Source organism: Rhodococcus sp. IEGM 1307, assembly GCF_030056915.1.
Classification (GTDB): Bacteria; Actinomycetota; Actinomycetes; order Mycobacteriales; family Mycobacteriaceae; genus Rhodococcus_F; species Rhodococcus_F opacus_D.
On sequence record NZ_JASHKW010000002.1, the window covers coordinates 456,200 to 468,994 of the forward strand.

Annotated in this window: 11 protein-coding genes and 3 pseudogenes; 8 read left to right on the forward strand and 6 right to left on the reverse strand. The window is 66.6% G+C overall.

Annotated features, from left to right (window positions below; all coding sequences use genetic code 11):
- Nucleotides 1-276: 276 nt before the first annotated feature.
- Both QM841_RS05880 and QM841_RS05885 read right to left on the reverse strand, forming a co-directional pair.
- Nucleotides 277-636 (reverse strand): nucleotide pyrophosphohydrolase, encoded by a 360-nt coding sequence (locus tag QM841_RS05880; RefSeq protein ID WP_164062409.1) that lies wholly within the window; start codon nucleotides 634-636, stop codon nucleotides 277-279.
- Nucleotides 637-1,175: 539 nt separating this feature from the next.
- Nucleotides 1,176-2,216, reverse strand: coding sequence for an HNH endonuclease (locus tag QM841_RS05885; RefSeq protein WP_283331259.1), 1,041 nt, complete (start codon nucleotides 2,214-2,216; stop codon nucleotides 1,176-1,178).
- A gap of 245 nt (nucleotides 2,217-2,461) precedes the next feature.
- On the opposite strand from QM841_RS05885, the gene QM841_RS05890 reads away from it, so the two are divergent.
- Nucleotides 2,462-2,866 (forward strand): TM2 domain-containing protein, encoded by a 405-nt coding sequence (locus QM841_RS05890; protein ID WP_164062411.1) that lies wholly within the window; start codon nucleotides 2,462-2,464, stop codon nucleotides 2,864-2,866.
- A 276-nt stretch (nucleotides 2,867-3,142) separates the two neighbouring features.
- On the opposite strand, the gene QM841_RS05895 is transcribed toward QM841_RS05890, so the two are convergent.
- Both QM841_RS05895 and QM841_RS05900 read right to left on the reverse strand, forming a co-directional pair.
- Entirely contained in the window at nucleotides 3,143-3,952 is an 810-nt protein-coding gene (locus QM841_RS05895; protein WP_283331260.1) for a HugZ family pyridoxamine 5'-phosphate oxidase, read from the reverse strand.
- 63 nt (nucleotides 3,953-4,015) lie between these two features.
- Nucleotides 4,016-4,595, reverse strand: a pseudogene (locus tag QM841_RS05900) (HugZ family pyridoxamine 5'-phosphate oxidase); the annotation flags it as partial.
- 76 nt (nucleotides 4,596-4,671) lie between these two features.
- Here QM841_RS05900 and QM841_RS05905 point away from each other — a divergent pair.
- The 4 genes from QM841_RS05905 (at nucleotide 4,672) to QM841_RS05920 (ending at nucleotide 8,441) form a co-directional block, all read left to right on the forward strand.
- Nucleotides 4,672-5,799, forward strand: a complete 1,128-nt coding sequence (locus tag QM841_RS05905) for an RNA-guided endonuclease InsQ/TnpB family protein (RefSeq protein ID WP_491930939.1) — start codon at nucleotides 4,672-4,674, stop codon at nucleotides 5,797-5,799.
- A gap of 237 nt (nucleotides 5,800-6,036) precedes the next feature.
- The gene (locus tag QM841_RS05910) at nucleotides 6,037-6,504 is read left to right on the forward strand and encodes an NfeD family protein (RefSeq protein ID WP_050787262.1); all 468 of its coding nucleotides are present in this window, start codon (nucleotides 6,037-6,039) and stop codon (nucleotides 6,502-6,504) included.
- Nucleotides 6,501-7,373, forward strand: coding sequence for a slipin family protein (locus QM841_RS05915; protein ID WP_283331262.1), 873 nt, complete (start codon nucleotides 6,501-6,503; stop codon nucleotides 7,371-7,373). Before QM841_RS05910 ends, QM841_RS05915 begins: the two co-directional genes overlap by 4 nt.
- Before the next feature lie 138 nt (nucleotides 7,374-7,511).
- A complete protein-coding gene (locus QM841_RS05920; protein WP_283331263.1) occupies nucleotides 7,512-8,441 on the forward strand; it encodes a phosphodiesterase in 930 nt (309 codons plus the stop codon).
- Here the strand turns inward: QM841_RS05920 and QM841_RS05925 are convergent, their stop codons facing one another.
- Complete coding sequence (locus tag QM841_RS05925) at nucleotides 8,442-8,795, reverse strand: helix-turn-helix domain-containing protein (protein ID WP_016883007.1); 354 nt, start codon at nucleotides 8,793-8,795, stop codon at nucleotides 8,442-8,444.
- Between the two features lie 56 nt (nucleotides 8,796-8,851).
- On the opposite strand from QM841_RS05925, the pseudogene ppk2 reads away from it, so the two are divergent.
- Nucleotides 8,852-9,796, forward strand: a pseudogene (ppk2, locus tag QM841_RS05930) (polyphosphate kinase 2).
- Here ppk2 and QM841_RS05935 read toward each other — a convergent pair.
- Entirely contained in the window at nucleotides 9,797-11,491 is a 1,695-nt protein-coding gene (locus tag QM841_RS05935) for a stealth family protein (RefSeq protein WP_283331264.1), read from the reverse strand.
- 39 nt (nucleotides 11,492-11,530) lie between these two features.
- On the opposite strand from QM841_RS05935, the pseudogene QM841_RS05940 reads away from it, so the two are divergent.
- Nucleotides 11,531-12,057 (forward strand): annotated as a pseudogene (locus QM841_RS05940) (flavin reductase family protein).
- Nucleotides 12,057-12,794 (forward strand): pyrimidine reductase family protein, encoded by a 738-nt coding sequence (locus QM841_RS05945; RefSeq protein ID WP_283331265.1) that lies wholly within the window; start codon nucleotides 12,057-12,059, stop codon nucleotides 12,792-12,794. Before QM841_RS05940 ends, QM841_RS05945 begins: the two are co-directional and overlap by 1 nt.
- The last annotated feature ends 1 nt before the right edge of the window (nucleotide 12,795 follow it).

Genomic DNA, 12,795 nt, shown 5'->3' on the forward strand with positions numbered 1-12,795 from the left:
GCCATGGGCACACATGCTGTGGTCAGGTGTGATAAGACCGGTACTTCAGGCGGCTACCGACGCCGGGTCGGCTGTCTAGGGGGACGTTTGGCTGTGACCAGTTCGGCGGCACCATCGCCCGCGCCCGCATCACCGACCTTGTTGGCTACTGTCAGTCGGCCGGTGATCGGTGCCGCGACCCGGACACAAACGGCGCGTGACACCGAGTCGCGACCGCGTCTTGCTAGTGCCTCTGCGATTCCTCGCTGCCAGCGGGGTGCAGCGCGACGAGCGACATCAGCTTTCCCCCAGTTCTGTGTACTTCGTCGCCCTGCCCCGCGACTCCTCTTCCGGGTACTTCTTGTCGTTCAGCTCGACCTTCCTCCTCACGACTTCGGCGAGGTCGATGTCCAGGACCTCAGCCAGCCGCAGCAGGTAGATGAAGACATCGGCGACCTCTTCCTCGACATGCGCACGCGTCTTCGCATCCTGACCGACTGCTCCGCTTTGCTCGGGAGTCAGCCACTGAAAGATCTCGGTGAGCTCGCCGACTTCGCCGCTGAGCGCCATCACAAGGTTCTTCGGGGTATGGAATTGAGACCAGTCTCGGCGCTCGGAGAAGTTCGATACCAGTGACTGGAGATCGTCGATTCCCATGTCGAATTCTTATCACGCTCATCGGTTGAGCTCGACCGGGCACGAAAGGCGGATCTGTCGGGGCTTACCTCTCCAAGCGATCCCCGCGAGATGTGAAACCCCGAAATCTGGGGAGCACCGATCGACTAGTGCACATCGGCAGCGGACATTCGTGTGGGCGCTGCGAGGCAGCTCGTGCAGTGGTCGTTCTCATGGGTTCACCCCCCGTCGTACCGATCTGATGCACCGACAGTCAATGTGCCCCAATCGCTAAGCGACCTTAGTTGTCGACAAGATGCACGACCGCCGTAGGACCCGAAAGGATGAGTACTCTGCAGGGTCGAGGAATGACACCACAGCCACACCAGCGACGTCGTCGCCGACCCGGCGCCCGTGTGGGGTGTCGAGCAGCTGCTACCGGATCGACAGCACCGGCGGAACCTTGCACCCGGGTCGTGATCGTCTGTTGGTCTTCAGGGCGGTCGCCGACGCGGGTGGCCGATCTAATGCGCCGCCGCATCCGCCTCCACGATGGCTGCAGTTGTTCCGACGGGAGTGACTCAGGCCGTGTGCGGCTCGTAGTCGCGTACCCCGCGCCAGAGAAGTGCGCCGACGGGCAAGGATGCGAACACGCCGTCGGCCGCGGATGAGGTCCGTCGATACAGCAGCGGAAGCCGCGTAATGCGTGCAATCTCGGTGAGGTGTGGTCGCTCGAGCGCTCGGTCGACATGGGCGCGAACCGGGATGCTCGCCGACTTGTCAAGGTTGCATCGGCTGTCGGCCGCGACCAGGTTGGCGACACCGTCGATCGGGATCATCGACCACGCCACCACGTGGTCGATATGGACATCGCCGGCCATCCGCCCGCCGCAGTAGAAGCAGAGGTCGTCCTGGAGGTCACGCAAGGGTTCCACCAGGGACCGCAACGCAGTGCGATCCGTGCCGAACAGGAAGCCGTCCAGGTCTTCCGCGTCGAGCTCAGCGCGGTTGAAGGCGACGACGTCGTGGGTCCACGCGGTCCGGATAAAGCCACGAAGTAGCGCGGAGGTGCGACGCAGGCCCTCCGGTATGCCGGGCCGCAGGGTGATCGTGCCGATGCGGTCGACGGCGCCCACCGTCATCTTCTTGTGGAAACCCGATGCGTCGAAGAGGAAGTCGTCACGAATGTCACGATCGCGCACGTGGGGGACCGTTTGAAGATGCGTGAGCGGCTGTTGCGCGACGGTAGGTCGCAGTGACCGGATGAGTCGGACGTAGTCTGGGTGCTCCGCTTCGCGTGCGGCCTCGGCGGTACTCAGATTCTCGGCAGCAAGCTGGACGCGAACGTCGGCGATCCGGTCCGGTATCGATCGGCCGCTCTTGTTCTGAGACAGTCGGCCACGATGGTTGAAGACGCGAACCTGAGGCCAGTAGTACGCCACGATTCGATGAGTGATCTCGTTGACAGGCACCGTGAGACTGCCGTCCGAGGCGGCCGTGTTCTCGACGCAAATATCGACCAGCGCGAGCAACGTCGCCAACTTGTAGGTCGATTCACGACGCCCGGACTCGAGGAGCTGTACTACGCGACCGGCGACGTCGACGGGGTCGAGTGGTGTCACTCGCGCCACGTTACGTCAGCGGTCGGAGAGTCTTGGCGTCGGTCGAATCCGACGAGATCGGTTCATGTGCTCACGAGATACGGTCAGACAACCGATACCGCGGCCGCGGTATCGGTGTTATCAAATGTGCGGTGAACATATTGCGATGAGTTCGGTCGCAGTGGGAGATGTCGGTACTGCTGGCTCAGCCCGTTTGCCTGCCCCACGCTCGAATCCGCATCCACATCGGCGAAGGACAGCCCTCCATGACTCAGCCTCAGCGCCCGTACGGCGACCAATTTCAACAGCCGTATGGTGCGCAGCAGCCGTATGGGCAGCAGCCCTTGGCGCATCCAGGTCAGAACTTCGGGCCGGGGTGGGCTTTGCACCAGCCGACGGCGTACGGCTACCACCCCGTGACGGGATTGCCGTACTCGCACAAGACGAAGCTTGCTGCCGGGCTGCTCAGTATCTTCTTCGGGTACTTCGGTGCCGGGCGCTTCTACGCCGGCCACACGGGGCTGGGGTTCGCGATGCTGATCGTGAACATCGTGCTCACGGTCGTCAGCCTGGGAATGTGGCTCTTCGTCGCGTGGATCTGGCCCGTCATCGACGGCATCGTCCTCCTCGCAGGCGAACCGAAGGACAAGAACGGACTCCCATTGCGGTAGCTGCCCTCGTGACAACACCACTGCCGCAGCGTTTCCTACACGCACGTCGGATGCGGCACCGGTAATCACCGATTCGTACCCTGAACCGGCTGCAATTGCGTCGGACGTGGAAGGGCGAAGCCGGGCGGATGCCGAGGCGAGCGGCTGCGACCGGAGGTTGCCTCGAGGCATACATGGTCACTCAGTCGCGTAGTGCGCGAGAGCGGCGAGCACGAAGCTCGCCGCTCTCATCCGGGCGGGTCGGTCGGGGAGGGAGACACCCCAGGCGTCACGTGCTCACCGACCGGTGAGTGCCCGGGCCTGATCTGTCAAAGCGACTGTCGCCGCACGCAACTGGTCGATCGAGTCGAGTGGCTCTGCGTAGCCGACGCGGGTCACGGCCACGCCGCGGGGGGTGGTGACGCGCAGGTCCAGTCCATAGCGGTCGGCGCCCTCACAGGTGACCGTCTTCGCGTCGGGGAAGCCGCCGAGCGCCTGGGCCATCGCGCGGAGGGCGTCGGAGTGGTCTGCGTTGAGGTGCTCGATGGCCTGGCCGGCATGCGGGGTGACGGGGTCTGCTGTCGCGGCGGCGTAGGACTCTTCGCTCGCCGAGTCCATTCGCCCGTAGCCGCCGACCCACCGCACACGCTGTACCCGCAGCACCCAGAGGGAGAAGTCGCTGAAGTCGATGTAGACGTGCGCCGCCGGGACGGCCGCGAGGTGCGCCTCCCGCGCGGCGGCGAGCTCGTCGCCTTCCGGGCGGTAGACGTACCCGGCGAGCGTGATGCGGGTGCTGGCCAGCGGATCGGCGGGCGGGTTCGGCGCGACGATCGCGATGCTGGCGCGGGGATCGTGTGCGAGGTTGCGGCCGTGCTCCGCCATCTGCGATACACACAGCACGGGCGAGCCGTCGAGCAGACCGTAGGTGACGAACGACGCCCACGGGTCGCCGTCCCTGGTCAGGCTAGCGAGGGTGCCAACGTTCGTCGTGGCCGCGACCGTCCGGGCCTCCTCGGCAGCGGACGGGCGGGCCGGGTTGGCGACCTCCTCCAGCGGCGGCGGCACGGTCGGGGCGTCACCGGGATCTCCGTGATCTGTGTTGGTCATTCGTTGAACGGTACGCCGCCGCGAATTGCCGGTGGCATTGCCGCCCACCTGCGCTTACCGTGATTCGATCGCCCGGCCGGCGGACGGGGTGACCGGATCCACGGTGGCGGGGGCGTAGGACTCGGCGGTCGCGGAGTCCATTCGCCCGTAGCCGCCGGATGCGCTGCACCCGCAGCACGCGCAGTACCCAGAGCGAGAAGTCGCTGAAGTCGATGTAGATGTGCGCTGCCGGGATGGCCGCCTGGTGCGCCTCGCGGGCGGCGGCGAGTTCGTCGCCTTCCGGGCGGTAGACGTACCCGGCGAGGGTGATGCGGGTGCTGGCCAGCGGATCGGCGGGCGGGTTCGGCGCGACGATCGCGATGCTGGCGCGTGGGTCGTGTGCGAGGTTGCGGCCGTGCTCGGCCATCTGCGACACACACAGCACGGGGGAGCCGTCGAGCAGACCGTAGGTGACGAACGACGCCCACGGGTCGCCGTCCCTGGTCAGGCTGGCGAGGGTGCCTACGTCCGTGGTGGCCGCGACTGTCCGGGCCTCCTCGGCAGCGGACGGGCGGGCCGGATTGGCGACCTCCTCCAACGGCGGCGGCACGGTCGGGGCGTCGCCGGGATCTCCGTGATCCGTGAGTCTTTCGGCGCAAACCAGGTCCTTCAGGTCCGGGATAATTGATCTGGGTTTGTCGGACGGTGTGGCTAGTGTCTGGGTTATGGCGGGGAGGGTGGTGAAGCGGGCGTTCAAGTACCGCTTCTATCCGACTGCAGTGCAGGCGGAACAGCTTGCTCGGACGTTCGGGTGCACCCGGTATGTCTACAACCGGGCGTTGGCCGAGCGCTCGCGTGCCTGGTCGCAGGAGCAGCGACGGGTGACCTACGCGGACACCTCGAAGATGCTCACCGGATGGAAGCGGGACACCGAGACCGAGTGGTTGTCGGAGCCGTCGAAGGGGCCGTTGCAGGAGGCGCTGCGGCAGTTGCAGGGGGCGTTCGACCGGTTCTGGCGCAAGCAGTCCCGCTACCCGCAGTTCAAGAAGAAGGGTCAGTCGAAGGATTCGGCGACCTACTACTCGAACTGCTTCAGCTACCGCGGCGGGCGGATCCGGTTGGCCAAGCAGTCCGAACCGCTGGATATCCGGTGGTCGAGGCCACTGCCGGAGGGGGCCGTGCCGTCGCAGGTGACGGTGTCGCGCAATGCTCGCGGTCAGTTCCACATTTCGATCCTCGTCGAGGACACGATCACCGAGCCCCCGTCGACGGATCGGGTGGTCGGGCTCGACGCCGGGATCACCAGCCTCTACACGCTCTCGACGGGGGAGAAGATCACCAACCCGCGCCACGAGGGCAGGGACCGTGCGCGGCTAGCGAAGGCGCAGCGGGTGCTGGCCAAGAAGGAGAAGGGGTCCCGGAACCGGGCCAAGGCCCGACTGAAAGTCGCGAAGATTCATGGCCGGATCGCCGATCGGCGTCGCGATTATCTGCACACACTCTCCACTCGGCTGGTGCGCGAAAATCAAGTGATCGCCATCGAGGATCTGAGTGTGCGGAACATGGTTAAGAATCGGTCGTTGTCTCGGGCGATCTCGGATGCGGGTTGGTCCGAGTTCCGGTCGATGCTCGAGTACAAGGCCGACTGGTACGGGCGGCGGGTGGTGGTGATCGACCGGTTCTATCCGTCGTCGAAGACCTGCTCGGTGTGCGGGGAGGTCACGTCGACGATGCCGCTGAACGTGCGGGTGTGGACGTGCCGATGCGGCGTCGTCCATGATCGGGATGTGAATGCGGCGAGGAATATTTTGGCCGTCGGACTGGCGGTGGCAGCCTGCGGAGATGGTGTGAGACCACCTCGCACCTAACGTGCGGGGAGGCGACTGTCGGTGAAACAGGAACCTCGGGACGTGAGTCTCGAGGGGAATCTCGGTCGTTCACGGCCGAGAGGACGTCAACAAGGTTGGTCATTCGTTGAACCCCCGCCGGAAATTGCCGGTGGCATTGCCGTCGACCTGCGCTTACCGTTGAACTGAGGGCTCGATCGCCGAGTGGCTATGCGATGCGACCGGGTCCTCGCGAAGCGTGATCGTGGGTGATGCGAGATGACCGCGTTGGGCGTGCTGGCGCTGGTGCTGGGTGTGCTGTTGATCGTCGTGGAGGCACACGCACCGACGGCGGGTGTGCTCGGCGGGCTCGGGGCACTGTTCGTCGGGGCCGGGGTGTGGCTGCTGTTCACCTCGAGTGACACCGCGCAGATGATCGCCATCCCGGCGGCCGCCGGAGTCGCGGTGGTCGGAGTGGGTCTTGCCGTGGTGGGCGGCCGGAAGGCGCTCGCCGCCGGGCACGCGCCCGTGCGCACCGGGATGCAATCCCTCATCGGATCCGACGCCACCGTCCGCAACTGGAAGGGACGGCAAGGTCAGGTCGAGGCCGCCGGAAGCCTGTGGAAGGCGCAAACCTTGTTCGGGGACGACGAGACACCGACCGCGGGCGATTCCGTCATCGTCGAGCAGATCCGCGGACTCACCCTCACCGTGCGCCGCCGCGAACCCTGGGAGCTCGAATTATGACCACCATCATCGTCATCATGTGCGTCGTCATCACCCTCCTCGCCGTCGTCGCGAGCAGTTCGATCCGGGTGCTGCGCGAGTACGAGCGGGCCGTCGTGTTCCGGCTGGGCCGGCTGGTCGACCTGAAGGGCCCGGGACTGGTGCTGCTGATCCCGGCGATCGACCGGATGGAACGGGTCAGCCTCCGGACCGTGACCCTCAAGATCCCCGTTCAGGAAGTGATCACCCACGACAACGTGCCTGCCAAGGTCACCGCCGTCGCCTACTTCCGGGTGGTCGACGCCGACCGGGCGATCGTCGAGGTCGAGGACTTCCTGGCCGCCACCCTGCAGATCGCCCAGACCACGCTGCGCTCGATCCTCGGCAAGGCCGACCTCGACGCCCTGCTGGGCGAGCGGGAACGCCTCAACGAGGACCTCCAGAAGGTCATCGACCAGCAGACCGAGCCGTGGGGTGTGAAGGTCACCACCGTCGAGATCAAGGACGTCGAGATCCCCGCCAACATGCAGCGGGCCATCGCCCGGCAGGCCGAGGCGGAACGCGAGCGCCGCGCCAAGATCATCAACGCCGAAGCCGAGTTCCAGGCCTCCGCGAAACTCGTCGAGGCCGCCGACGTCATCAGCCGCAACCCGACGACGCTGCAGCTGCGCTACCTGCAGACCCTCAGCGCCATGGGCGGCGAGAACAACTCCACCGTCGTCTTCCCGATGCCCCTCGACCTGGTCCGCCCGTTCCTCACCGCGGCCAAGGACGCGGCAGCGGCGGACGACGGCGACGAGCGCGCCCGGTTCGAGGCCCAGGCCAACCTGGCCGCGATGATCCCGCCCGCCGGTCCGGAGGCGCGCGCACCGCACCACGCACGAAACTGACGACGTGCCCCACCGTTCACCGTCCGGCCACCGCGCGTGCCCCGGGAGGTGACCGGAGTGCGCTTGGCTAGGGTGGACAAACAGTGGCGTCCACCCGGGCACCTGCCCCCCGTCGGGGCGAGCGGAAGCGAGAGACCGATGAGCGGCACCGAGGCAGCCGACATACGGACGGCCGAGTATCCGCGACCGTCACATTTCGTGCTGCACCTCAGCGACACCCATCTCGTCGACGACGACCTGCTGTACGGGGCCGTCGACAGCGAGGCCACCCTGCGGCAGATCTTCACCGAGATCGAGTCGTCGCACGCCCGCCCGGACGCCCTGGTGTTCACCGGCGACCTCACCGACCGCGGTCAGCCGGGCGCCTACGAGAAGCTGCGGGCGATCGTCGAACCGGTCGCGGCGTCGCTCGGTGCGCAGGTGATCTGGGCGATGGGCAACCACGACGACCGCGGCCACTTCCGGACGGAACTGCTCGGGCAGGAACCGTCGTACGAGCCGATCGATCACGTGTACGACGTCGACGGACTGCGCATCGTCACCCTCGACACGACGGTGCCCGGGCATCACCACGGGGAGATCTCCGAGAGTCAATTGATCTGGCTGGCACAGCAGCTCGCGGTTCCGGCGCCGCACGGGACCATCCTGGCGCTGCATCATCCGCCGGTGCCGTGCGTGCTCGACCTTGCGGTGCTGGTGGAGTTGCGTGATCAGCCGCGTCTCGCCGACGTTCTCCGCGGCAGCGACGTCCGGTCGATCCTCGCGGGACATCTGCACTACTCGACGACGGCGACGTTCGCGGGCATCCCCGTCTCGGTCGCGTCGGCCACCTGCTACACCCAGGACCTCAACGTCCCGGCCGGGGCTTTGCGCGGGCGCGACGGCGCCCAGGGCTACAACCTGGTGCACGTGTACCCGGAGACGATCGTGCATTCGGTGGTCCCGATGGGCAGCTACGACACCGTCGGCGAATACGTCACCGCCGAGGAAACCGAGCAGCGGCTCGCGGCCGAGGGCGTGCGGATCCCCGACACCGGTGAGAAGGCCGTCACGCGGGTGCGGGTGTAGTCAGCCCCTGCGCGGGAACTTCTCCCGGTACGCCATGACGTCGGAGAGCCGGAACCGGCGGTGGGTGCCGCGCATCTCGATGGGCAGCGCGCCGGAGTCGGCGAGCCGGCGCACATAGGTGTCGGAGACGCCGAGGATCTCCGCGGCCTGCGACGTGGTGAGCAGGTCCGCGACCGCACCGAGCGCCACACTCTGCCCGTCGGCGAGAAGCGTGAGCAGTTCGAGCACCGCGTCGCGCGCGGGGTCGGGCAGCACCATTCCGTCGAGGGTGACGATCGGCGACCCGTCGAGGGCGGTCCGGAGCTCGGCCGCGACCGTCGAGTCGAGCGCGGAAACGATGTGGTCGATGCTCATGGGTCCACGATCTCATGAGCCCGGACGGCGAGGCCTCGCGGCGGTAGTCTTGCTGTGTGGACGAATTGCACGATCCCGACGCCTTCGAACTCGCGCGTGCCGGTCAGATCGACGTGACACCGGAGATAGACGAGATCGGGGAGCTGCTGCGCAAGTCCGGCCGCAAACACGCCATCGACGACACGGACGAACCGTGGCGGCACGGCTACCCGTACGACGAGAAGATGACGCGGCGGCAGTACGAGAACCGCAAGCGGAAACTGCAGATCGAGCTGCTCAAGTTCCAGGCCTGGGTGAAGGAGAACGGCGAGAAGCTCGTCATCATCTTCTAGGGCAGGGACGCGGCCGGCAAGGGTGGCGCGATCAAGCGGTTCACCGAACACCTCAACCCTCGTGGCGCTCGGGTCGTGGCCCTGGAGAAGCCCACCGAACGCGAACGCACCCAGTGGTACTTCCAGCGGTACGTCCAGCACCTGCCCGCGGGCGGGGAGATCGTGATGATGGACCGCTCCTGGTATAACCGGGCCGGCGTCGAACGCGTCATGGGCTACTGCACCCCCAACGAGTACCTGGAGTTCACCCGGTCTGCGCCGGAGTTCGAGCGGATGCTCGTGCAGTCGGGCATTCACATCGTCAAGTTCTGGTTCTCGGTGGGCCGGGAGGAGCAGCACGCCCGGTTCGTGTCCCGCAGCACCGACCCCGTCAAGCAGTGGAAGCTGTCACCCACCGACCTCGCGAGCCTCGACAAGTGGGACGCCTACACCGAGGCCAAAGAGGCGATGCTCTTCTACACCGACACCCCGCAGGCGCCGTGGACCGTCGTGAAATCGAACGACAAGAAGCGGGCGCGGATCGAGGCGATCCGCTGGGTGCTCCACAAATTCGATTACACCGGCAAGGACCCGCGGGTGGTCGGCACCCCCGACCCGCTCCTCATCGGTTCTCCCGCAACGGTCTACGACGAGGGCGAGCGTCCGGAAGACGCGTTTCCCGCCGTCTGATCAGACGCCGGTCTCCCACGGCGCCGGGATGGGGAAGTAGTTCTCCAGGAACTGCGTCACCTTCCTGGTCCGCAACTCCAGGTCGATCTCGGGTGCGCTGCCGTCGTTGAGGCAGAAGAAGTCCATCGACCGCTTCGCGAGCAACGAGTCCATGTCGCGGAGCCCCGACTTCATCGTCGTGTCGACGTACTTCACCCGCGCCGCCGTCTGCACCACCGCGCGGCCACTCATCAACGCGTAGTAGTGATACAGCGAGTTCGTCACCGAGATGTTGGAGCTGGCACGGAAAGTGCTTGCGGCCGTGGCGGCGAACTCGTCGGGGAACTCCTTCTCCATCTCCTCCATCACGCTCTTGCGGAGCGGGGTGGCGGCATGTTCGAGGTGCCGGGTGGTCATCAGACCGAAGCGGTCCTGCAGCAGCCGGCGGTTCACCCGGGCCGCGTTCTCGAAACCGCTGCGCTCGTCGTCGTTGTGGCCCAACCCGATTCGGGTGGTCGCCTCGATGAACATCGTGATGCCGCCGGGGGAGAAGAACATCTGCGGACCCACCGAACGGCCGAAGAACATGTCGTCGTTGGAATACAGGAAATGCTCGGCGAGACCGGGAATGTGGTGCAGCTGGCTCTCGACGGCCTGCGAGTTGTGGGTGGGCAGCACCGACGGGTCGGCGAAGAACTCCTCGCTCGGCATGAACGTGACCCGCGGGTCGTCGGCGAGCCACGCGGGACGGTCGGAGTCGGTGGCGACGAAGATGCGGCGGATCCACGGCGCGTACATGTGCACCGAGCGCAGCGCGTACTTGAGTTCGTCGATCTGCCGGAACCGGGCGGCGGAATCGTCACCCTCACCGACCACGTAGCTCTGCATCCGCTTGGCGCGCTGCGCCTGGAACTCCGCGGACGAGCCGTCCACCCAGGAGAACACCAGGTCGACGTCGAAATTGATGTCCGACGCATGGTCGGCGAACATGTTCTCGATGGTGGGCCACACCCGTCCGAACCGCTCGACGGTGCCGCGGACCGCCTCCTCCGAGCGCACCACCCGCCGGGTCAGGGAGTTCTCCATCGGCAGCACGATCTCGTCGTCGCTGATCGACCACAGCTCGATCTGCACCCCCGTCGACGCCCCGTAACTCAGGCCGCTCGCCAGGTGCACGCGCGGACGGAACAGCCGGAAGATGCGGGCCTTCGACGTCGCGGACAGGCTGCCGTCGGAGACGGGGACCGCGGGGCCCTTGGCGTCGACGGTCTTGGAGTAGAACGGTCGGTCCTCGCACGCGGCGACCAGGGCCGCCCGCAACGCCTTGCGCTGCGCCCAATTGACCGCGATGACCGGGCGTTCGTCGTTGCCCCGCACCAGCAGGTACTCGATCCCTGCGCCGTCGAGGACGTCGCGGACGAACAGCAAGTCCTCGACCATCGCCTCGTGCGGCGTGGTGTGCGTGATCGGCAGCGCGAAGCGGCCCTTGAACCGGACCACGTCGGCGCGGTCGCGCAATCTCGACGCCGCGGCGGCGGAGGCATGGGCAACGGCGTCCGCGGTCTCCTGCTCCGGGGGTACGAAGTAGACGTCATGCGGAGCGGAGGATTGAGTAATGTCGGGCCTTTCGGTGGCTGTCGCGAGTGCGATCCTGCCCAGTCTAGGCGCTGCGGTGCGGCTACCGCCTTCGAGTAAGCGTCGGACGCGAAGTACCACGTCGGACGCTTCCCGGCCGGAATCTGTTAGGAAGGACCCATGGCCGATCGCACCGGGGACATCGACGCAACTGATCGGGATGCCGGTCAGGCTTTCGAGGACGTCGTCGCGCTCCTGAACTATCCGATGTTCGTGGTGACCACACGGTCGGAAGACGAGATGTCGGGGTGCCTCGTCGGGTTCGCGTCGCAGGTCAGCATCACCCCCCCGCGCTTCCTGGTCGGACTGTCCAACAAGAATCACACCTTTTCGGTGGCGTCGCGCGCGGAGCGTCTGGCGGTGCACCTCCTGACCCGTGACCACGTCGCGCTCGCGACGCTCTTCGGCGCCCAGACCGGGGACGAGATCGACAAGTTCGCCCGGTGCGACTGGCATCCCGGCCCCCACGGGCTGCCGATCCTGGACAATTCACCGGCGTGGTTCAGCGGCCGAATCCTCGAACGACTCGAGCTGGGTGACCACGTCGCGTTCCTCCTCGCACCGGAGACCGGATCCGCCCCGGACGACCTCGGGCAGTTGGTCACTTTCTCGGACTGCGCGACCTCGAACCCGGGCACGAGGCGTGATGCCGCAGATGCGCAAGCTGAGCAGCGGTTCCGACGAGGTGCCGGCGGAGGAGTTCTACCGTGACCCGCCGGACGGGGTACGGGTGAACATGGTTGCCAGCCTGGACGGTGCGGCGGCGTTCGGCGGACGCGTCCGGCCCCTGTCCGACCAGGTGGATCACCAACTCCTGCGTGCGATGCGTGCGTATGCCGACGTGGTTCTGGTCGGGGCCGGCACCGTCCGCGCCGAAACGTACGGACCGGTGCAGCTGACGGAGGAACAGGCGCGGTATCGACTCGAACGGTGGGGACTCGACACACCACCACCGATTGCCGTCGTGACACGAACGGGGAATCTTCCCCCCGGTTCACCACTGTTCGCGGGTGGTGTCAGGCCGATCGTCGTCACCACCCGACGGGTGGCAGAAACACGCGGGGCAGCACTCGGGGAGTCGGCGGACATCGTCGTGGCGGGTGACGACAGCGTCGAGATGCCTGCCCTCATGGCCGCTCTGCGGGACCGCGGGTTCGGCCGAATCCTGTGCGAGGGCGGCCCCACCCTCCTCCACGATCTCGTCACACACGATCTGGTGGACGAGATGTGCTTGACCCTCGCCCCGCGATTGGCCGGTCCGCAAACACTGCCCGCATCGTCTGGCCCGACAGTGCAAGCGCCGCGCACACTTTCACTCGAGCATGCTCTGATCAACGACGACTTTCTCTACCTGCGCTACGGCCGGGAAACGCAGCGCGGCTGAC